This window comes from Amphritea japonica ATCC BAA-1530 (assembly GCF_016592435.1).
Classification (GTDB): domain Bacteria; phylum Pseudomonadota; class Gammaproteobacteria; order Pseudomonadales; family Balneatricaceae; genus Amphritea; species Amphritea japonica.
Genome location: NZ_AP014545.1, coordinates 907,751 through 927,459, shown reverse-complemented (window position 1 = coordinate 927,459; position 19,709 = coordinate 907,751). Strand labels below are relative to the sequence as shown.

Genomic DNA, 19,709 nt, shown 5'->3' with positions numbered 1-19,709 from the left:
ACTCTTTTTAAACAGGGTAAAAACCTAATTCGTAAGAGTAACTTGCTTGAGCAGCATGCCCCCTTTAAACAACAAAACCGCCTGCCGGCGGTTTTGTGTTCATACCCTTTCTAGCGAGGAAACGCAGTTTCCAGTCTAGCCACTAGCAAGCGAAGCGTCTGATTCAATTAACAAGCAACGCAGTCGCGTTTAGCTACTAACACCCAAAGGGCCTTACTTTTATTCCAGCACCTTTATATACCCAGCTTCTTTAAAGTATTTCAGAGCACCGGAGTGAATAGGCTCAGTGCCTGTCGCTACTGCCATATCCTCCTTATTCAGATTTGCAAAGGCAGGGTGCAACTTACGAAAAGTATCAAAGTTTTCAAATACTGATTTGACCAACTGATAGACGACCTCTTCCGAAGTATCAACGGATGAGACTAAAACACTCTCAACACCAAAGCTCTTAATGCTTTGATCATTCCCGCGATACATACCACCCGGTATCATCTGAATCTGGTAATAGCTGTTTTCCTTCACTAACTTATCAATTGCAGGCCCACTTACATCGACCAACACACTGTCACATGAAGTAGTCGCTTCTTTAATAGCGCCACTTGGATGACCGATCATATAGACCATGGCATCAATTTCATTACCACACAGAGCACTTGCCTGCTCAGATGCATTCAGTTCCGCAGCCAGTGCAAATGTTTTTTTACTCCAGCCTTTTGCTCTCATAAGTGTTTCCATAGTGCCCCGCTGCCCGGACCCCTCAACACCGATGTTAACTCGCTTCCCCTCTAGATCATCAATTGTTCTGATACCACTATCTGCGCGTGCGACAACCGTAAAAGGTTCAGAATGAATTGCAAAAACGGCTCTAAGATCACGGTTAGCGCCATCCGCAGAAAATTTACTACTACCGGCATAAGCATGATAAAGCCAATCTGACTGGGTAATTCCGAAACTCAGATCCTGCTTGCTCAGTAGTTTCAAGTTCGCAACGGAGCCTGCTGTACTTTCTGTTGAGCAGCGAATGCCATGCTCACTCCGGGATTTATTTACCAACCGACAAATCGCGCCTCCAGTAGGGTAATAAACACCTGTAACGCCACCCGTGCCGATAGACACAACCTCTTTTATCGGGTCAGCAGCTAATGCGCCCATCGAAGCAATACCTACGCCAACAGCCATTATTAACGAGATAACTGTGTTACGAAAAGCCATACTCCACTCCTTTGAATATCAAAACCCAAATTTATAAACTAACTGAGACTATAACCGTATCAGAAGGACACGCTTATTATCGTGCATACAGATACCATATTACGTGCAGGATCAGCAACTTACGACACCATTTTTCTGCGTATTTAACAAAGGGGTTATATCCCATAAAGGTAACCGTTACCTATTACCTACTTTTAACAATGTTTAACCCCGCCCCACACAGTGATAACACTGCACTCATCACCATCAGCACAATTACATTTTAATAATATGTTGCCTTAAATTCTTAAGCACATACTATTAATGTTATTCACAGCTTTGGGACGCCGCTATGTATAACCTTCCTGAATTAGAAAAAAGCACCAATATCAAAGCGATTGCAGTAATGACCAGCGGCGGTGATTCACCCGGCATGAACCCTGCTGTCCGGGCTATTACTCGTTCTGCCTTAAATCAGGGACTGCGGGTTTTTGGCATCAATAGAGGTTATAGCGGACTTATTATTGGCGATATTTTTGAGCTTAAAAGCACCCATGTCACTAATATCATCCAACGGGGTGGAACCATCCTTAAGAGCGATCGCTGCCCCGCGTTTAAAGATCCGGTAGTACGTAATCAAGCGGCTGAAATTCTTAAAAAACATGAAATTGATGGCCTAATCGTGATTGGTGGTGATGGATCATTGACCGGGGCACATTATTTTACCCAGGAAACAGGTATTCCAGTCATAGGTTTACCCGGTACTATAGATAACGATATATACGGCACTGATGATTCGATCGGTTTTGACACTGTCCTCAATACAGCGCTCGATGCCATTGATAGAATTCGGGATACCGCAGTTTCCCATGAGCGTATATTTTTGGTTGAAGTCATGGGGCGAAACTCTGGTCATATTGCATCTCAAGTTGGCATTGCCAGTGGTGCCGAGATGATTATTGTCCCTGAAGTCGATTTTAAACTCGAAACCCTCTGTTTTTCTCTTGCCAGTCATCGCGCTCAAAGCAAAGGAGGTAGCGGCATCATCGTCGTTGCAGAAGGGCCAGCTCCTGGACTGACTTACCGGTTAGCAAAGCAACTTGAAAGCCATGGAGAAAAGCCCGGTGTATCTATTTTGGGTTACATACAACGGGGCGGCCGCCCTACCGGCCATGACCGGGTGCTGGCATCCTGCCTGGGGGCATCTGCTGTGACTTATCTGATGGCAGGATTCACCGATATAATGGTTGGCGTGATTAATAGTCAAATTACAACCACACCATTGCAGGATATTGTAGAGAAGAAAAAACCTCTCAACCCAGACCTCGTTGAACTGGCCCAGCTGTTACATAAATAAGCAGCCGATTCTAATTAAATTTAGAACTGACTCTGAAAATCAGCGGGCAACCGTGCAATAAAAGCCTTTATCAGATCAGGCAGTAATTGCTCTGCACTGACACCCGAGAGACCTTGCGCATCACTATTTAACGCCTGTAATGATACGCCTGGTTCCCGGCTTCCCACGACAATTGAACTAAGCTCATCCCAGTCACAAGGGTAAAGATGAAGACCGCTTACCAGCGCAACACCTTTACGCTTACGGATCTGGGCTAAACCCACCAGCTTTCGTCCATCTTCGCTAACAATCTCACCATGGGAGAGCGACGCATAGCACGCCCATTTCAAATTCTCTTCCTGACTAATCACTTTCGATTGCTCGATCAGCTGTTGATCAACCCCTTTACAAGGAACCCGGCATGCCAGCAAAGCCTCTATCCAGATCTGCTCCAGCCAACTGAAAATTTCAATAATATTCTGTGCCGCTACCGGATGATCCGGGGGTATGAAAACGGTCACACTCAGCATCCAGGGCCCTGCTAATACCGCTCCACCACCTGAACGACGCCGTAAAATTGGCAAGCCAGCTTCCTGGGATCGCTGCTCCTGATCTTCATTTGGCCGCTGTGAACAGCCCATGATGACCGCCGCCTGATCATATTGCCAGAACAGCACATGGGGAGACTCAACACCGGCTTCAAGAATATCACTGATACGCTGCTGTTCATCTGGCATTGAGCCGACAACCAACGGCAGAGGCGTACTTAGCATTTTTCGCTCCTAGGTTAGAGACAGGAAGATTAACCTATCCCTCCACCAGGGAAAACTATTATCATGCGGTAGGCAAAAATTGGATCTTATGTGATGCAGTCAAACTTTATCGATATTTATCACGGTGAGCTCACTTTAAAGGGTTATCAATCAGACCCAATACAGTTAGCGCTGGCCACTGATCTCAACCCAATATATCAGGCACTGCAGACTGGAACCGCTATCCAGAGCAACACATCAGGCATTTACATTTGGGGGCCTGTTGGTCGGGGGAAAACCTTTTTGATGGACCTTTTGTTTTCCCACCTACCCGATGAAATCAGCTTAAGACTTCACTTTCACCGTTTTATGTCAGAGATCCACCAGCAGCTTCATCAACGACAAGGACAATCTAACCCCGTAGCACTCATCGCCGCTCAACTCGCCAAGCGCTATAAGCTAATCTGCTTTGATGAATTTTTTCTCAATGATATTGCCGACGCGATGATTCTTGGCGCTCTGATTAAAGGGCTACTCAATCACGGAGTCATTCTAATCACCACCTCGAATCGCCCCCCTGAAGAACTCTGTAAAGATCCCTTATTTCAAGATCGGGTAAAACCGATCATCACAATGATCAACCAGCAAATGCAGGTATTCAACCTGACGGGAAATACCGATCACAGGTTACGTAGCCTGACACCTTCTCCCTGTATTTTTCATAAAGACGAGGAGCTGACACAGCATTATCAGTCAATCAGCAATACCCCACCCGCCTATGACACTGTCTCAGTACTGCAACGGCCCATCCCTGTTCGCGCCCTCAGCCGTGATTGTGTCTGGTTTGATTTTGATCACCTTTGTGAGGGTGCCCGCAGTCAACTGGACTATATCGACCTGGCCAATCGCTTTAGCTATATTTTTGTTAGTCAGGTTCCACAACTTGGAAGTCGTACCCGAGAGCAAATTAAAGCCCGAGGCACAGAAGATGGCAGCCAGGCCGTGAAAGCAGGAGAGCGACAGATATTACTAGGAAATATGGACGACCCGGCCAGACGCTTCATCAGCCTGGTAGACGAGCTCTATGACCGGAGTGTGAATTTGTTCCTGAGCATAGAGGTCCCACTGGAACAGATTTATCATGAAGGCAGTCTTACCTTTGAATTCGCCCGCACCTTCAGTCGACTAACAGAGATGCAGTCACTGGAGTACCAACAACGCCAGCATTAGTGGCGCTTTTTTACTAATGTAGATCAGCATCTATGACCAATTTACCTAACTCATAACACTGATTTATCGCCTCCTCTTCAGAGTTCGCGATTACCTGGTTCTCCGGAACCTGCTCCAGATCACCCGCATTATGGAAAATCGTATCTTTAAGATCCTTGTGATAAATTTTAGGTTCCAGCATCCAGCGATTATGGCCGATGTTCTTCACCATGGCGGTGATACGGTAGTTCCCATAGTTGATCTGATTCATAAATTACCTCCCAGATCATTGAGCATGGGATAATTATAGTTAAACCACCCGTTACTACTGGTTTTCAACAGGATTTTTTTTCATGAAGCTATTGTTGCGATTTTTCTTTCAGGGCTTATTGATACTGCTGCCTTTTGTATTGACCATCTATCTGGTTTTTCTGATCTTCACAGCGCTGGATGAAACACTGTTTTCCGCTGCCGGATCCCTGATCAGCAACTTCATACCTGACCTTAAACCCGGACTGGCAGAAACACTGCTGGGCATCCTGCTCACCGTGGTGGCGATAATCCTGACAGGCCTGGCCGGCTCTCTCTATCTGACCCGCTTTCTGATGAATATCATAGGCTCCCTGATGGAGCGGATTCCCGTCGTAAAATTACTCTATAACTCACTAAAAGACCTGTTTCAGGCATTACTGGGTGACCAGAAAAGCTTTGATAAGCCCGTCATGGTTTATCTGAATAGAGAAAAAACGATCAAAGTAATGGGGTTTCTGACATGCGAGGATCTGAATGACTTCGGACTCAGCGATGATGTCTCAGTGTACTTGCCTGATTCGTACAACTTCTCAGGAAACCTGATCATCGTTCCTCGAGATCAGGTCATACCTTTGGCGGTAAGTCCGGGACAAGTTACCACCTTTATTGTTAGTGGCGGCGTTTCAACCACCACAGGGAGTGCCAAAGACTAACCCCTGGAATCACTGACAAAGGGGTTCGTCTGCCTTTCATGGCCTAAGGTCGACATCGGACCATGACCTGGAATAAAGGCCACCTCATCCCCCAGAGGGAACAGCTTCTCACGAATTGAACCAATCAAAGTATCATGATCGCCCTGAGGGAAATCTGTACGACCTATAGAACCCTGGAAAAGCACATCACCCACCTGAGCCAGCTGACTTTCAATACTATAAAACACCACATGCCCTGGGGTATGTCCCGGACAATGCAGAACCTGAAGTGTTTCCTCGCCTACGGTCAGGCTATCACCATCTTCCAGCCATCGGTCAGGCGTAAACATCTCTACCTGCGGAAAGCCAAACATCTGGCTTTGTTGTGATAAAGCATCAATCCAGAATTTATCGCCAATGTGCGGCCCTTCAATCGGAACGCCTGTTTGCTTCGCCAGTTCTGCAGTCCCTCCCGCGTGGTCAATATGCGCATGAGTCAGAAGAATTTTTTCTAACGTCAGCCCCAGGTCTGCGATCTTCTCCAGGACTTTCTCAATATCACCGCCGGGATCAACCACCGCCACTTTTTTGCTCTGTTCACACCACAATAAAGTGCAGTTTTGCTGAAAAGGGGTAACCGGAATAATACTGTATTTCATAGTGACGCCGTGGTAGTTGAAAACTGATCCCGCAGTATACCTATTTCTGAACTATCCTTCGATATGCCAGCGTGCATCAATTAGCAACAGACTTCAGGACAGGCAGTACCTACTGTCAGGAGGTTATATAAATGTCTGTATCTCCTACTCTACAAAGCTATCTCAATCGGGGTGATATACCTTATCGCCTGATTCGACACCCCTATACAGAGACCTCTCTCAGCACAGCGATTTCTGCTCATGTACCCGCCCGAAGAATGGCCAAAGGAGTGGTTCTAAGGGACGATGAAGGTTTCATGATGGCTGTTGTTCCCTCGGATCGGAGGGTTGATCTGCAAGCGATCAATCGCCAAATGGGCCGGGTGTTTTCCCCTGCCGCTCAGAAAGATGTAAGAATTCTATTTCGCGACTGTAACAAAGGGGCAGTCCCCGCACTGGGACAGGCCTATAACCTAAAAGTTATCTGGGACGATCACTTGGCCAGTGAGCCTGACTGTTACATGGAAGCGGGTGATCACCAGGACCTCCTGTGCATCTCTCAATCTACCTTCAAAAAAGTAATGTCTGAAAATCCCCACGGCATGATCAGCCACTAAGCAAAGCTGTAGCATTAAGACTAAAAAATCGCTTCATTTTCCGGGACGGTCTATCCATCCCGGAAAAATCTCTCATATTGTATTTACCCCGGTCTGACAGCTATGCGATAGTGACAGCCAATACCCCTATTAATGCTGTTGGAGAGTGTAATGAAGAAGCTGAAGCATGAAGCTGAACTGGTGAAAGAAGCGATCCGTATTGGCGGTGTGTATATGACAACCCGAGGGGCAGGTAAATTTGAAGCCACCGACAGTGCCGGTGATAAAGTCAAAGCAATCTACCGCCTTCTTGTTCTGGATAAGCTGATTCAACCGTTGGCTAAGGGCGAAGATAACGAGCCCAATATGAAACATAAGCTAGCACTATGGATAAGTCGTCAGCTTCCCAAAGATCATCCACTACTGGAAGAATAAGATGGCGCAACAATCCATCTACCTTGCGGGTCCCGACGTATTCTGGCCTAACGCCACAGAACTAGGAAACGCCAAGAAAAAACTCTGTCAAAAATATGGATTTTCTGGCCACTTTCCACTGGACACCGAACTGGACTTGTCTGGATTATCACCCGTTGATGCTGGCCTTACTATCTATCGAGCCAACATTGCCCTGATGGACAACAGTGATCTAATCATTGCCAATATGACCCCCTTTCGGGGCCCTAGTATGGATGTAGGTACAGCCTTTGAGATGGGCTACATCACCGCCCAGAAAAAACCTGTCTGGGGTTACAGCCTGGATGGCCGGTTATACAACAATAGAGTCGAAGGCAGTGAAGTGGATAGCAACGGCTTTACCATTGAATCATTTGCTATGGCAGACAACCTGATGATGGTCGGTGCAACAGACCACCAGGGAGGCCTGCTAACGAAGACATTAACGGAGAATATGGAAAATCATTTGCACGTTTTTGAGCAGGTTCTGAAACAGATTAATCACAACATTTGAACGACAAGCACTCTACAAAAAAGCCGCTAATTAAAGCGGCTTTTTATTAACAAGAAATCCCCACCAGTTTTATACCTTATGGTAAATCTCTGCACCGGTTTCTTTGAATTCTTCCGACTTTTCCTGCATCCCTTTATCTGCTGCAGCTTGCATTGCAGCTACTTCCGTATCATCCAGGTTACGTACTTCCTGAGAGATCTTCATAGAGCAGAACTTCGGTCCACACATTGAACAGAAATGGGCCACTTTAGCGGATTCTTTCGGCAGGGTTTCATCGTGGTAAGCACGGGCCGTATCCGGGTCCAGACCAATATTGAACTGGTCTTCCCAACGGAACTCGAAACGTGCTTTTGACATCGCATTGTCACGAATCTGCGCGCCCGGATGACCTTTCGCAAGATCCGCAGCATGCGCAGCAATCTTGTAGGTAATGATACCGGTCTTCACGTCATCTTTGTTCGGCAAACCCAGATGCTCTTTTGGAGTCACGTAGCACAGCATGGCACAGCCGTACCAGCCGATCATTGCCGCACCGATTCCAGATGTGATGTGATCGTAGCCCGGTGCAATATCGGTCGTCAGAGGTCCAAGGGTATAGAACGGTGCTTCATGACACTCGGTCAGCTGCTTGTCCATGTTCTCTTTGATCATGTGCATTGGTACATGACCCGGACCTTCGATCATCACCTGAACATCGTGTTTCCAGGCGATCTTAGTCAGTTCTCCCAGGGTTTCCAGCTCAGCAAACTGTGCTTCATCGTTAGCATCATAAACAGAGCCTGGACGCAGACCATCACCCAGCGAAAAGGATACATCGTACGCCTTACAAATCTCACAGATCTCTTCAAAGTGGGTGTAGAGGAAGTTCTCTTCGTGGTGTGCCAGACACCATTTCGCCATGATCGAGCCACCACGTGAGACGATACCGGTCATCCGCTTAGCGGTCATCGGCACATAACGCAGCAATACACCGGCATGAATGGTGAAGTAATCCACCCCTTGTTCAGCCTGCTCGATCAGTGTGTCGCGGAACACTTCCCAGGTTAGATCTTCAGCAACACCGCTAACCTTTTCCAAAGCCTGATAGATCGGAACCGTACCGATCGGTACCGGCGAGTTACGCATGATCCATTCACGGGTTTCATGGATGTTCTTACCGGTAGACAGATCCATAATAGTGTCTGAACCCCAGCGGATACCCCAGGTCATCTTCTCAACTTCCTCTTCAATCGAGGAGCTCAGGGCAGAGTTACCGATGTTGCCGTTGATCTTCACCAGGAAATTACGGCCGATGATCATCGGCTCAACTTCCGGGTGATTAATGTTCGCAGGGATAATCGCACGACCTTCAGCGATTTCCTGACGAACGAATTCAGGGGTGATCTCATCCGGCAGTTTAGCGCCGAAGCTATGCCCCGGATGCTGTTCTGCGACAACATTACCTTCCGCTTTAGCTTTTGCCAGCTTCATGTTCTCGCGGATAGCGATATATTCCATCTCCGGCGTGATGATGCCTTTGCGGGCATAATGTAACTGGGTCACATTGGCGCCATCTTTCGCTTTCAACGGCTTACGGGTCAGTTCAAATCGCAGATGATCCAACCGCAGGTCCTGCTCGCGGCCACGGCCGTATTCTGAACTCAATCCATCCAGTTGCTGGGTATCCCCCCGCTCCTGAATCCAGCCAGCACGCAAAGGCGCCAGACCTTTACGAACATCAATTTTTACTTCTGGGTCGGTATACGGCCCGGACGTATCATAAACATAGAGAGGATCATTCTTCTCTCCGCCCATATCTGTCGGCGTATCATCAAGAGAGATTTCACGCATCGTCACCCGAACATCAGGGCGAGACCCCTCAACATAAACCTTACGAGAATTTGGAAATGGCTGCACGGAAGCTTCATCCACCTGTGCACTGCGACTTAGAACTGTAGGACTATCTGCCATTTTATTACCTGTTTCTTTAGTTTTTCTTATAGGGCACCCGCTACGTAAAGCCGGTTACCAATATTTATAAAAGTGATGGACAGGACCATGACCCTGCCCTACTTGTAAATCATCTGCAGCAGCAATAGCCGCATCAATATAGTCTTTCGCCTGTTTAATTGCCGCCAGTGTATTCAGGCCATCAGCAAGCCCCGCAGCAATCGCAGATGCCAAAGTACAACCGGTACCATGGGTGTTTTGCGTGGCGATACGTGGAGAGCTCAAAGAGACCATCTGTTGACCATCATAAAACAGGTCTGTTGCATTATCACTGCTCTCAAGGTGTCCCCCTTTTAGCAGAACAGCCCCGGCACCCAGCCCCATTAACTGCTGCGCCATCGTTTCCATCTGTTCAAGACTGGTAGGCTCACCACAACCCAGTAAAACAGAGGCTTCAGGCAGATTAGGGGTAATCAGTGACGCTAGCGGTATCAGGCGCGTTTTTAACATATCCACAGCACTTTGCAGCAGTAATGCATCACCACTTTTCGCCACCATGACCGGATCCAGTACGAACGGCACTGATTTATATCGACTCAGGCAATCAGCCACACAAGCCACCGTTTGCGCATCACCAAGCATACCGGTTTTAACAACATCAACCTTGAGATCATCAAACACTGCATTGATCTGTTGGTTGATAATTTCAACCGGTATAGGATGGATCGCCCGAACTTCAGAGGTATTTTGTGCAGTAACGGCAGTAATAACAGAGGCACCATACGCACCCAAGGCCGAAAACGTTTTCAAATCAGCTTGTATGCCCGCGCCACCACCGCTATCAGATCCAGCAATAGTCAGTGCAATAGGTATTTTTTTTTCAGACATCTGTTCAGGTCCAGCCGTATGAGCTAAACCGAATACAAAAAGGAGAGGTATTACGGCTTATCTCGATTTCCTACGCCGGCACTAACCGGATCAGGTTCGCGGGTTATTAGCTTTCACCAACTCTCAGCCCAATAGAGGGCACCCCGACAAGATCTGTGTATTTTATGTCCAAGTGCCGGACTTGTCTATCATCTGAACCGAATATAACCCCCATTACTAAAGCAGCTAAAGTTGCTGCACAGCAAAAAATAGGAATTTTTCCTATATAAATCCAAGTGTAATTCAAACATTATGTGCTTCAGGAAGAGTAATGTTCGGGACTGAACACAGGATGGCCATGACAAGCGGGATAGGAAGCAAGGATTGCTGGCAGGATGCCTTGGATTAACCGCAAGGAAAAGGGATGCCATATATAGAGAGTGCTAAAGGGGAACTTAGTACTCTCTTTTTTTTGCCTGCGAAAAACATTTCGCTCAGTTAACCCATGCTGCAACGCAAAATACGAATTTTTCCTATAGTCTAAGTCCACTTGAAATAGGATACTGTTTCTGACGGATCGAATGCCTTCACGGACGAGGGACAGCGACTTAAAGCATTACCCATCTAGATGAAAAAGGATACATGGACGTCGGCAGGATGCCAGATAGATTTCATCAAGGAAATGGATACAGGGAAAGTCAGAAGAGAGTACTCAAGGGGAACTGAGTACTCTCTTTTTTTTGCTCGCATTCTAACCAGCCATACTTTGTCGTTAACTTCCTATTCAACCCTTAATGACTCAGCTAGTGCTTCTGCCCAAAGCTCATGGGCAAGTTCAGCTACACTCTGTTTACAGCCTGCATGAACCCAACGGGCCAACGCTTCAGCAACACCCGGGTACGCTATCGGCTCAGGTGAAACTTGCTTCACCCAACGATAAAACTGCTTCGCTTGCAGCTGCTGAAACACTTCCGCTAAGCCCAAATACTCCAATACAGCAGCATTAGAAACCTGCTCTGGCTGGCCTGCCAACGGTTTTGTTAAAAGCTTCTTTCCAGATTGTAAAACTTCACTTGCCAAACCAAAACCACAATTAGCAATAACACCTTCACAACGGGCCTGAGCTTGTCTAAAACCCACACGAGACAATGGACGCCACAGGATATGCTCCTCATCCTCCTCAGCAGGAATATCACAGTAGACATGGAACTCGTAGTCACTCAGGGGGAGTAGCCATTGACGAATTTGCTCACGACTTTCAAAAGGCAGGTATACCAAAATCATACCCGCCTGTTCAGAAACAGGGTAAGGCTGAGCCTCTATCAAAGGAGGCAATATCGGCCCATCAAAATGATGCCAATGCAAACCAACTCCTTGCTGTACCGGAGCAAAAAAACGGATCATCGGTATCATCATCCGTCCTATACTGGGGCCAGGAAGTGGGTAGTTGAACGCATACTGATGTGCAATTCCGATACTGGGCTTTTTCTGCAGTTTTGCAGCCCAGGCCGTAACAGGTTCAAAATCACTGATCACCAGATCATATTCATCAAGGCTCAAGTCACGAACATCGCGAACTAGCTGAAACAAGTTATTCTGGGTAAGGCTACGCCAGCGATCGATTTTTCCATCGGTAACGCTGAATGTAAGCCCCCTGCGTATTTGATAATCCCCGAAAGGCTCCATATTGAAAAGCTTATCCGGATCACGTCCACTAAAAAGGAAATCAACCTCTATCCCCTCATTAGCTAAAGCCGGAGCCATCACCCGCGCGCGGGTAATATGGCCATTGCCTGTCGCCTGAACACCATAAAGAATTTTCATTACATCCTCGGAAAATAAAACAACTTATTTCAAAAACTAAACAAGTCCGAGCAAACTCAACCCAATGACAGAAGAGCTGAGACCCAGCGCAGCACCCGCGATAATATCGGTTGGATAGTGCACCCCGAGAAACACCCTGGACAGCGCAATCAAAGACGCCAGTGTATAAGCTGGCAACATCAGTGATGGGTAGTAGTAAGTCAGCGCGGTTGCAAATACGAATGCAGCAGCCGCATGCCCTGAGGGCAAACTGAATTTATCAGCAGGGGTAATTTGTGGCGTGACATCATCGAAACGATCGCAGGGCCGGTCCCGCTTAATTGCCTTTTTCAAAAAGATATAAACAGGCAATTCAATGGCAAACAGAACCAGCCCTGTCATTAAGAAATCAGCGCCATCTTCCAACTCAAACCAGGCAAGTAATAAGCCCGTCGCCAGATAAACCCCACCATTTCCAAGCTTAGAGATTAAGCGGCTGGCTATAGACATTACCGATAGTCGACAGGTACCAAAACAGAGGTAATAAAGCGATACATCAAATGCGACGAGTCGTTGCTGAAAGGCGTTCATTGTTCTGAGCCCAATGTTTGCTGTTTGGCAACATTGTCTTTCAGAAACGATGACAGATCAGTTAAAAGAAGTTTAAGCTTCTGTGACAAGCCTTACGTTTCGCTCGATCTGAGCTATTTTATCCGCTGTGATCAGCTGTGATTTCAGAGGACGGCTGAATAGATACCCCTGCGCCTGCTGGCAATGCAGATCGGTTAAAAGACCCTGTTCTTCTATAGTCTCTACACCTTCAGCGATAACATCCATACTCAGGGCATGGCCCATCTGTAGTGAAGCCTTAACGATCTGCAGACTGGAGTGATCTTTCGTGATCCCACGAATAAAACCCTGATCAAGTTTTAGCTTAGATACCGGCAGTTCTTTAAGATAAAGTAACGATGAAAAACCAGTACCAAAGTCATCGATAGCAAAGCAGATCCCCTGGCGGGTCAGCTTATCCATCGTTTCTTTCGCCAGATCCCGATCGCCCATAAAAACAGACTCGGTCAACTCTAGCTCAAGCTTAGAAGGCGGAAACCCGGTTTGCTCGAGGGTATTCAGCACTTTGCTGACGTAATCAGTTTCTATAAACTGCTTTACCGAAACATTGACCGCGATACGTTGAAATTCCAACCCCTGATCCAGCCATTCACGCCCCTGCTCGCAGGCTAAACGCAACACCCGATCACCCAGCGTAACAATCAACCCTTCCTGCTCAGCAAGTGCGATAAACTTATCCGGTCGGATATTGCCCTGATCAGGGTGCTGCCAACGCGCAAGGGCTTCAAAACCAACGACCTCACCAGTATCAAGTGCAACCTGAGGCTGAAAATCCAGATAGAACTGTTCCGTGCGCAGCGCTCTCGACAGTGCGTTTGCCAGCTGCTCCCTTTCCTGCAACTTATCGCTCATCTCGAGCGCATAAAACAGATAACCTCCTCTGTTTTTACGCTTTGCTTCGTGAAGCGCGAGATCAGCCTGTTCCAATAAGCGCAGAGGCTCACTCAACTCCTCAGTCTGTATGGATATTCCTGCTGTAGCTGTCAGGCTAAAACTCTGATCACCATAGGCAATCGGTGAGCTAATTTCAGCAATAAGAAGATCCGCCAGGTGACTTAGCACAACTTGATTATTAGCTTGTCTGAGTAACACAGTGAATTCATCACCACCGGTGCGAGACAAAACAGCATCACCACTTAATCGGGAGTTAAGTCGCTTACTCATCCGTCTCAGCACATAATCGCCAATTTTCTGACCATGAAACTCATTAATCAGGCTAAAGTTGTCCAACCCCAACAAAATCACGCAGGTGGACCGGTCATTGGAAAATGCCAGCCGGGTATATTCCGACAGCGTTTCAATTAAAAATTGACGATTGTAAGCCCCGGTCAACTCATCATGATAAGCGAGAAAACTAACTTCTTTTTGAATTTCCTGCCGGTACAACACTTCGCGTTTAAGGCTTCTATTCCAAAAAACCACGATAAGCAGGCCGGCGATAGCCAGAACAAAACCTAACAATATAATCGCGCTGACATAGGTTTCTTTGTCAATTCGTTGAGTATCTTCGGGTTGGACCCAACGCCTTTCTATCTCAGCTTTTTGTTCGATGCTCACCGCTGATAGCGCTTTCTCCAGCAGCACTCCTAACAAAGGCTGATCATTTCGAGAGGCAAAAGAGATGTGGTAGTCGTAACCAACACTTCCCACGATACTGATATTATCAATGCCTTCCAGAACAGAATAAAGATAACCAGCTGAGGCATAAGAGCCTACTCCCTCAATCTGCCCAGCGGATAAAAGATTAAAGGCTTCACCTAGATCATCAACCTGAACCAGCTCAATACCCGGATAGTTAGTTCTGATATAACCTACCAGCGCAGTTCCTCTTGGAACAGCAAACTGTTTGCCAGTAAAGTCGCTCATCTCAGCCTGTTGATACCGACCTTTCTGAGTAAATATCTTATTCGCCAAATGGGAATATACCTGCGTAAAATCCAGGTAATCTCGACGCTCTTCAGTATTACTTGCCGCAAAGACCACATCGATTGAGTGCTGTTTAGCTGCCTCCATCATGGCGCCATAGCTCTTGAACACCTGATACTGAAATTCAACCCCTAAGGAAACTTCAATCAACTTCAGGTAATCAAGTGACATTCCCTCAACAGTATCACCCCCACCCTTATTCGAAAGGTAAGGAGGGATAATAGCCACACCTACCTTTATAGGGTCGCCTTTAGCCAGCCAACGTTGTTCTTCAGTCGTCAGAGGGATCGCCGCATTGACAGAAACTGAGAGTATTAACACACTCAATATCTGCAACAGCGGAGTCAATTTAGCGAATATCTTAGTGGGCATAGACTCGGTTTAGTCTTATATCTATTTACACTAATACTAACGGTTATGTATTTAACCAGTCAGCTATAATGCCTGCCAGTTTGAGAGGTGCTGTAAGGGGCATCATGTGGCCTTCACCAGCCACGGAAATTAACTCAATCGGCTGCTCCGCCTCAAAAACAACACGACGACCATAACCAATCGATAAAACCTCATCCTGATCACCCTGAACTATCGCTATTTGGAAGGGATAACGTTGTTGCATGATGCCAGCCTTGTGACTAAACAGGCTAGATAGGCTTTTAAAAGGATAATCCAACACCAACATAGGGTCCTGGTTTATCAATCGGCCTGCCGGATGACCGGCGAGTAGCTGATCATAGTCCACCAGCCACGACAGCGGTAAGCGCACCCAGGGAAACAACATAGCGCTACCCCAGGTCCACTGCCAGCCCAGAAAATGAAACAAGTCCGGCGGCACTTCAGTTGTCAGAAGAGTGCCACAAACTACTTTACTGATACGCTCATCCTGCTCTGCAGCAGCCACCGCCAACAATGCACCAATGGAGTAACCAAAAATAAAGTAAGGCCCTTCATAACGCTGCTCCAGGGCATCAATTACCTCAGATACAGCTTCCTGAACCAACTCAACCGAAAAGACTCCGCGCTCACCGCCTGAGTAACCATGTCCGGGAGGATCGATAGCCACCACATTAAAACCTTTCTGAGACAAGTTCCACAGCATCTCAGCATAGAGTTCTCCGTAGGTACCTATGCCCGGCAGATAGAGTAATACCGGCGAATCCACATGATGCTCGTAAATCTCGCAGTGAATAGGAAGCTCACCCACATGAAACGTCTCCCGCTTAGCCAGGTACACTTCACTCCCAAGCGCTTTCTGCAGATCCTCCCGTGTTGGACAGGTTTCTCCGCCTGTAGGGGTAGGCTTCAATAGGGGCTCAAGAATTCCCATCAGTGTTGGCACTCCGGACAGTAAACAGTAGATCGCTGACCAAGACGAATCTCTTTCAGCGTTGATTTGCAGACATGGCATGACTCTCCGCCACGACCATATACGTTTAGTTGTTGCTTAAAATATCCTGGTTGTCCATCACCACCGACAAAATCTTTAAGGGTAGTCCCACCCTGCTCAATCGCTTTAGCTAATACAGTACGAATCTCATCGACCAACCGGCTCAGGCGTAATAGCGAAATATTTCCAGCGGCCCGTTTCGGGTGAATCCCCGCTTTGAACAACGCTTCATTGGCGTAAATATTCCCCACACCAACGACAACCTGACTATTCATAATAAATTGCTTTATTGCCTGTTTTCGCCCAGAGCAACACTGCCTCAGATAATCAACAGTAAAATCATCACTCAATGGCTCAGGCCCAAGCCTGCTCAATAGCTCATGAGCTTCACCCAAGGGCTGCCATAATACCGAGCCAAAGCGTCGCGGGTCGGTCAAGCGCAACGCCATACCTGAATTTAAAATCAGGTCAATATGGTCATGATAACCAGCAGGCTGGTCCGCAGGAACCAGATAGAGACTGCCAGACATACCCAGATGAACCATTACCGCACCATTTGGCAGGTTGAGCAAGAGATACTTTCCCCGCCGAGAGACTGATGAAATCCGATTACCCAAAACCAGCCCTTTTAATGCCTCTGGCACAGGCCAACGCAACTTGGGCTGACGAACAATCAAGTCCTTAATGAGCCGACCTTCCAGGTGAGGCTCAATACCGCGACGGGTTGTTTCAACTTCGGGTAATTCAGGCATAGTAGATGAGCTTCAAAGCTGTTGAGTGGGGCTATTCAGGCACAAAAAAGCCCGGACCAGCCGGGCTTTTCATAAGAAAGCGAAGACTATTACTTAATCTTAGCTTCTTTATACATTACGTGCTGACGTACAACTGGATCGAATTTCTTCATTTCCAGCTTGTCAGGAGTAGTACGTTTGTTCTTAGTAGTGGTATAGAAGTGACCAGTACCTGCAGAAGAAACCATCTTAATCTTATCGCGCATAATCCTGCTCCTTAAACCTTAGTGCCGTTCTTGCGAACGTCAGCCAGCACAACATCGATACCTTTCTTATCGATGATACGCATACCTTTTGAAGAAACACGCAGACGTACATACTTCTGCTCGCTTTCAACCCAGAAACGATGCCAATGCAGGTTTGGCAAAAAGCGACGACGTGTGCGGTTCAATGCGTGGGAAACGTTGTTCCCTGTTACAGGACGCTTACCTGTAACCATGCAAACTTTAGACATGTTAAATACCTTTTAACTTAGTTCATTTACCTTCTATCAGATACTTATTGGATACGAAGCGTGATTCCCAAAGATAAATAGGGCCACTTCAATATCCTCAGGCGGAGCGTCCAAACCAAAGACGAAATCCCGTACCGGTGGATAGAAGAGCGCGCATTGTACAGAAAACAAACGCCATTAGCTATAAAGTCTTTCTATTTTATTGCAATAGATGCGTACAACTATTAAGCAGCTCTGTAAGAACCTTAGATAACATCAAACCAGCCCTCTTTCCGCCAGAGAAACTGTCGCTCCCGCACCCACCACCATATGATCCAGCAAACGAATATCCACTAACTGCAACGCTTCTTTAATTCGCAGCGTTATCGACTTATCCGCCTCGCTTGGCTCAGCAACACCGGAAGGGTGATTATGCGCCAGAATCATTGCAGCAGCATTATGCATCAGCGCCAGCTTAACCACCTCGCGAGGGTGTACCGCAGCACTGTCTATAGTGCCTTTAAATAATTCTTCAAAACAGATCACCCGGTGCTGACTGTCCAGTAATAAGCAGGCAAAGACTTCCCGGCTATGATCACTGAGCTGGTGTTGAAGATATTCCCTGACTAAACCAGGGGAAGTCAACGCTGAGTCCCGCTGCAGCTTCTCAGCCTGACATCGTCGACTGATCTCCATCACCGCTTGCAACTGAACATATTTTGCCGGCCCTAACCCCCACTCCTGACAGAAACTCTGTTGATCAGCCCGAATAAGCGGCCGTAATCCGCCAAATTTCACGAGTAATTGGCGAGCCAGATCCACCGCACTATAACCCTTCACGCCTGTGCGTAAGAAAATAGCCAGCAATTCACCATCAGAGAGGCTTGCAGCACCCTGCAGTAAAAGCTTTTCACGGGGGCGTTCGGCCTCCGGCCAGTCAGTAATAGCCATATCCACATCCTTGTGTTGTTCAATATCTATTAACGATTACCTTAGCAATCGATCTTACGAAGTTAGTGTAGACCAACTTCAGGAATGTAACTCAACCATAGATAGTGGTATCTTATGCCTCCCGAATTACTGCAGATATAATAGTTACCTTGTATGCAGAGACTTACTAACAGACAGATCCTTTTAGGAATCACAGGCGGTATCGCTGCCTATAAAAGTGCAGAACTAACCCGACTCCTAAAAGGCGCAGGGGCTGATGTCCAGATCGTTATGACACCTGCCGCAACAGAATTTATAACACCGCTGACAATGCAAGCTTTGTCCGGAAATCCAGTCCATCTACATTTACTGGACCCGGAAGCAGAAGCAGGCATGGGCCATATTGAACTGGCAAAATGGGCCGACATGGTGCTAATCGCCCCGGCCAGTGCCGACTTCATGGCACGCATGGATAGCGGACAAGGCAATGATTTATTGACTACTCTGTGCCTGGCAACCGAAGCCCCAATCGTTCTGGCTCCGGCAATGAACCAGGCAATGTGGCGTGATCCGCAAACCCAAAACAATGCAAACAGCTTGCAGGGCAAAGGCGTTCGCCTTCTGGGCCCCGGTGTTGGCGAGCAGGCCTGTGGAGATACGGGCCCTGGACGAATGCTGGAACCTCTTGAGATAGCCGAGCAGACCGCTGCTCTGTTTGACCGGGGATTACTTAGCGGCAAGCAGGTATTTATCACCGCGGGCCCCACTCGCGAAGCGTTAGATCCGGTCCGATATATCAGTAACCACAGTTCAGGAAAAATGGGCTATGCCCTGGCTGAAGCTGCGGTCGATGCCGGGGCACTAGTGACCCTGATAAGTGGCCCGGTCAACTTACCCGCACCGCCACGCTGTAAACGCATCATGATACAGAGCGCCGAAGATATGCTTGAGGCCTCTCTGCAGAATATCGACCAGTGCGATATATTCATCGCTTCAGCCGCTGTGGCAGATTACCGACCAGTATCGGTAGCCGAGCACAAGATGAAGAAAGGCAATGAAGAGATCATGGAGCTGCACCTGATCAAAAATCCAGATATTGTAGCCAGCGTCGCAGCTCAACAAAACAAGCCCTATACCATCGGTTTTGCCGCAGAGACCCGTGATGTCATCAGCTATGCTCAGGGAAAACTTGAACGTAAAAATCTTGACCTGATTATTGCCAATGATGTCTCACGCAGCGATATCGGTTTTAATAGCGATGATAATGCCGTTACCGTTGTTAGCCATGAAGGGGCAACACAGCTGCCATTGAGCAGCAAACGCCAGTTAGCACACAAACTGATTGAAATCATCGCGGCCGCTGAGCAGAAAAAGGACCACTAG

At 47.4% G+C, this 19,709-nt stretch carries 21 protein-coding genes and 1 riboswitch; of the genes, 7 read left to right on the top strand and 14 right to left on the bottom strand.

All coding sequences use genetic code 11. From position 1 onward, the window contains the following. Positions 1 to 219 precede the first annotated feature (219 nt). Entirely contained in the window at positions 220 to 1,212 is a 993-nt protein-coding gene (locus AMJAP_RS04290) for a TAXI family TRAP transporter solute-binding subunit (protein WP_019622548.1), read from the bottom strand. A 331-nt stretch (positions 1,213 to 1,543) separates the two neighbouring features. On the opposite strand from AMJAP_RS04290, the gene pfkA reads away from it, so the two are divergent. After that, positions 1,544 to 2,548: a 6-phosphofructokinase gene (gene pfkA / locus AMJAP_RS04285; protein WP_019622547.1), complete on the top strand. Its 1,005-nt coding sequence runs from the start codon at positions 1,544 to 1,546 to the stop codon at positions 2,546 to 2,548. 20 nt (positions 2,549 to 2,568) lie between these two features. Here pfkA and AMJAP_RS04280 read toward each other — a convergent pair whose 3' ends face one another. Continuing rightward, complete coding sequence (locus AMJAP_RS04280; RefSeq protein ID WP_019622546.1) at positions 2,569 to 3,300, bottom strand: lipoyl protein ligase domain-containing protein; 732 nt, start codon at positions 3,298 to 3,300, stop codon at positions 2,569 to 2,571. A gap of 93 nt (positions 3,301 to 3,393) precedes the next feature. Here AMJAP_RS04280 and zapE point away from each other — a divergent pair, with 93 nt between their 5' ends. Beyond that, positions 3,394 to 4,509 (top strand): cell division protein ZapE, encoded by a 1,116-nt coding sequence (gene zapE / locus AMJAP_RS04275; protein ID WP_019622545.1) that lies wholly within the window; start codon positions 3,394 to 3,396, stop codon positions 4,507 to 4,509. 13 nt (positions 4,510 to 4,522) lie between these two features. Here the strand turns inward: zapE and AMJAP_RS04270 are convergent, their stop codons facing one another. Then, positions 4,523 to 4,759 carry a hypothetical protein gene (locus AMJAP_RS04270; protein WP_019622544.1) on the bottom strand — a complete coding sequence of 79 codons (237 nt, stop codon included), beginning with the start codon at positions 4,757 to 4,759 and terminating at the stop codon, positions 4,523 to 4,525. A gap of 82 nt (positions 4,760 to 4,841) precedes the next feature. Between AMJAP_RS04270 and AMJAP_RS04265 the strand changes: the two genes are divergently transcribed. Continuing rightward, entirely contained in the window at positions 4,842 to 5,453 is a 612-nt protein-coding gene (locus AMJAP_RS04265; RefSeq protein ID WP_019622543.1) for a DUF502 domain-containing protein, read from the top strand. On the opposite strand, the gene AMJAP_RS04260 is transcribed toward AMJAP_RS04265, so the two are convergent. Next, positions 5,450 to 6,091, bottom strand: a complete 642-nt coding sequence (locus tag AMJAP_RS04260) for an MBL fold metallo-hydrolase (protein WP_019622542.1) — start codon at positions 6,089 to 6,091, stop codon at positions 5,450 to 5,452. The genes AMJAP_RS04265 and AMJAP_RS04260 overlap by 4 nt on opposite strands. A gap of 131 nt (positions 6,092 to 6,222) precedes the next feature. On the opposite strand from AMJAP_RS04260, the gene AMJAP_RS04255 reads away from it, so the two are divergent. The 3 genes from AMJAP_RS04255 to AMJAP_RS04245 all read left to right on the top strand — a co-directional run bounded on the left by AMJAP_RS04255 (position 6,223) and on the right by AMJAP_RS04245 (position 7,633). Beyond that, on the top strand, positions 6,223 to 6,687 hold the full coding sequence (locus tag AMJAP_RS04255; protein ID WP_019622541.1) for an aminoacyl-tRNA deacylase: 465 nt from the start codon (positions 6,223 to 6,225) through the stop codon (positions 6,685 to 6,687). A gap of 150 nt (positions 6,688 to 6,837) precedes the next feature. Beyond that, positions 6,838 to 7,101 (top strand): DUF5062 family protein, encoded by a 264-nt coding sequence (locus tag AMJAP_RS04250; RefSeq protein ID WP_019622540.1) that lies wholly within the window; start codon positions 6,838 to 6,840, stop codon positions 7,099 to 7,101. A 1-nt stretch (position 7,102) separates the two neighbouring features. Then, positions 7,103 to 7,633 carry a nucleoside 2-deoxyribosyltransferase gene (locus AMJAP_RS04245; protein WP_019622539.1) on the top strand — a complete coding sequence of 177 codons (531 nt, stop codon included), beginning with the start codon at positions 7,103 to 7,105 and terminating at the stop codon, positions 7,631 to 7,633. Positions 7,634 to 7,702: 69 nt separating this feature from the next. Here the strand turns inward: AMJAP_RS04245 and thiC are convergent, their stop codons facing one another. The 10 genes from thiC to radC all read right to left on the bottom strand — a co-directional run bounded on the left by thiC (position 7,703) and on the right by radC (position 18,347). Next, a complete protein-coding gene (thiC, locus tag AMJAP_RS04240) occupies positions 7,703 to 9,583 on the bottom strand; it encodes a phosphomethylpyrimidine synthase ThiC (protein WP_019622538.1) in 1,881 nt (626 codons plus the stop codon). 54 nt (positions 9,584 to 9,637) lie between these two features. Then, entirely contained in the window at positions 9,638 to 10,450 is an 813-nt protein-coding gene (gene thiD, locus AMJAP_RS04235) for a bifunctional hydroxymethylpyrimidine kinase/phosphomethylpyrimidine kinase (RefSeq protein WP_019622537.1), read from the bottom strand. Positions 10,451 to 10,499: 49 nt separating this feature from the next. Beyond that, a riboswitch (TPP riboswitch) is annotated at positions 10,500 to 10,606 on the bottom strand. Positions 10,607 to 11,209: 603 nt separating this feature from the next. Next, positions 11,210 to 12,253: an MJ1255/VC2487 family glycosyltransferase gene (locus AMJAP_RS04230; protein WP_019622536.1), complete on the bottom strand. Its 1,044-nt coding sequence runs from the start codon at positions 12,251 to 12,253 to the stop codon at positions 11,210 to 11,212. A 36-nt stretch (positions 12,254 to 12,289) separates the two neighbouring features. Further along, complete coding sequence (locus AMJAP_RS04225; protein WP_019622535.1) at positions 12,290 to 12,823, bottom strand: phosphatase PAP2 family protein; 534 nt, start codon at positions 12,821 to 12,823, stop codon at positions 12,290 to 12,292. Positions 12,824 to 12,895: 72 nt separating this feature from the next. Next, positions 12,896 to 15,109 (bottom strand): EAL domain-containing protein, encoded by a 2,214-nt coding sequence (locus tag AMJAP_RS04220; RefSeq protein ID WP_201356408.1) that lies wholly within the window; start codon positions 15,107 to 15,109, stop codon positions 12,896 to 12,898. Between the two features lie 94 nt (positions 15,110 to 15,203). Then, on the bottom strand, positions 15,204 to 16,112 hold the full coding sequence (locus AMJAP_RS04215; RefSeq protein WP_019622533.1) for an alpha/beta hydrolase: 909 nt from the start codon (positions 16,110 to 16,112) through the stop codon (positions 15,204 to 15,206). Further along, entirely contained in the window at positions 16,112 to 16,924 is an 813-nt protein-coding gene (gene mutM, locus AMJAP_RS04210; RefSeq protein WP_019622532.1) for a bifunctional DNA-formamidopyrimidine glycosylase/DNA-(apurinic or apyrimidinic site) lyase, read from the bottom strand. Before mutM ends, AMJAP_RS04215 begins: the two co-directional genes overlap by 1 nt. A gap of 89 nt (positions 16,925 to 17,013) precedes the next feature. Then, positions 17,014 to 17,169, bottom strand: a complete 156-nt coding sequence (rpmG, locus tag AMJAP_RS04205; RefSeq protein ID WP_019622531.1) for a 50S ribosomal protein L33 — start codon at positions 17,167 to 17,169, stop codon at positions 17,014 to 17,016. A gap of 11 nt (positions 17,170 to 17,180) precedes the next feature. Then, positions 17,181 to 17,417: a 50S ribosomal protein L28 gene (gene rpmB / locus AMJAP_RS04200; protein WP_019622530.1), complete on the bottom strand. Its 237-nt coding sequence runs from the start codon at positions 17,415 to 17,417 to the stop codon at positions 17,181 to 17,183. A gap of 255 nt (positions 17,418 to 17,672) precedes the next feature. Beyond that, positions 17,673 to 18,347 carry a RadC family protein gene (radC, locus tag AMJAP_RS04195; RefSeq protein WP_019622529.1) on the bottom strand — a complete coding sequence of 225 codons (675 nt, stop codon included), beginning with the start codon at positions 18,345 to 18,347 and terminating at the stop codon, positions 17,673 to 17,675. Positions 18,348 to 18,500: 153 nt separating this feature from the next. On the opposite strand from radC, the gene coaBC reads away from it, so the two are divergent. After that, entirely contained in the window at positions 18,501 to 19,709 is a 1,209-nt protein-coding gene (gene coaBC, locus AMJAP_RS04190) for a bifunctional phosphopantothenoylcysteine decarboxylase/phosphopantothenate--cysteine ligase CoaBC (protein ID WP_019622528.1), read from the top strand.

What these genes read in the sequence shown, in the direction of transcription:
- thiC (WP_019622538.1), bottom strand. Translation starts at nt 9,583, where the DNA reads ATGGCAGATAGTCCTACAGTTCTAAGTCGCAGTGCACAGGTGGATGAA.
- zapE (WP_019622545.1), top strand. Translation starts at nt 3,394, where the DNA reads ATGCAGTCAAACTTTATCGATATTTATCACGGTGAGCTCACTTTAAAG.
- AMJAP_RS04265 (WP_019622543.1), top strand. Translation starts at nt 4,842, where the DNA reads ATGAAGCTATTGTTGCGATTTTTCTTTCAGGGCTTATTGATACTGCTG.
- AMJAP_RS04225 (WP_019622535.1), bottom strand. Translation starts at nt 12,823, where the DNA reads ATGAACGCCTTTCAGCAACGACTCGTCGCATTTGATGTATCGCTTTAT.
- AMJAP_RS04230 (WP_019622536.1), bottom strand. Translation starts at nt 12,253, where the DNA reads ATGAAAATTCTTTATGGTGTTCAGGCGACAGGCAATGGCCATATTACC.
- AMJAP_RS04255 (WP_019622541.1), top strand. Translation starts at nt 6,223, where the DNA reads ATGTCTGTATCTCCTACTCTACAAAGCTATCTCAATCGGGGTGATATA.
- AMJAP_RS04250 (WP_019622540.1), top strand. Translation starts at nt 6,838, where the DNA reads ATGAAGAAGCTGAAGCATGAAGCTGAACTGGTGAAAGAAGCGATCCGT.
- coaBC (WP_019622528.1), top strand. Translation starts at nt 18,501, where the DNA reads ATGCAGAGACTTACTAACAGACAGATCCTTTTAGGAATCACAGGCGGT.
- AMJAP_RS04245 (WP_019622539.1), top strand. Translation starts at nt 7,103, where the DNA reads ATGGCGCAACAATCCATCTACCTTGCGGGTCCCGACGTATTCTGGCCT.
- mutM (WP_019622532.1), bottom strand. Translation starts at nt 16,924, where the DNA reads ATGCCTGAATTACCCGAAGTTGAAACAACCCGTCGCGGTATTGAGCCT.
- rpmB (WP_019622530.1), bottom strand. Translation starts at nt 17,417, where the DNA reads ATGTCTAAAGTTTGCATGGTTACAGGTAAGCGTCCTGTAACAGGGAAC.
- AMJAP_RS04280 (WP_019622546.1), bottom strand. Translation starts at nt 3,300, where the DNA reads ATGCTAAGTACGCCTCTGCCGTTGGTTGTCGGCTCAATGCCAGATGAA.
- AMJAP_RS04290 (WP_019622548.1), bottom strand. Translation starts at nt 1,212, where the DNA reads ATGGCTTTTCGTAACACAGTTATCTCGTTAATAATGGCTGTTGGCGTA.
- AMJAP_RS04270 (WP_019622544.1), bottom strand. Translation starts at nt 4,759, where the DNA reads ATGAATCAGATCAACTATGGGAACTACCGTATCACCGCCATGGTGAAG.
- AMJAP_RS04215 (WP_019622533.1), bottom strand. Translation starts at nt 16,112, where the DNA reads ATGGGAATTCTTGAGCCCCTATTGAAGCCTACCCCTACAGGCGGAGAA.
- thiD (WP_019622537.1), bottom strand. Translation starts at nt 10,450, where the DNA reads ATGTCTGAAAAAAAAATACCTATTGCACTGACTATTGCTGGATCTGAT.
- rpmG (WP_019622531.1), bottom strand. Translation starts at nt 17,169, where the DNA reads ATGCGCGATAAGATTAAGATGGTTTCTTCTGCAGGTACTGGTCACTTC.
- radC (WP_019622529.1), bottom strand. Translation starts at nt 18,347, where the DNA reads ATGGCTATTACTGACTGGCCGGAGGCCGAACGCCCCCGTGAAAAGCTT.
- AMJAP_RS04260 (WP_019622542.1), bottom strand. Translation starts at nt 6,091, where the DNA reads ATGAAATACAGTATTATTCCGGTTACCCCTTTTCAGCAAAACTGCACT.
- pfkA (WP_019622547.1), top strand. Translation starts at nt 1,544, where the DNA reads ATGTATAACCTTCCTGAATTAGAAAAAAGCACCAATATCAAAGCGATT.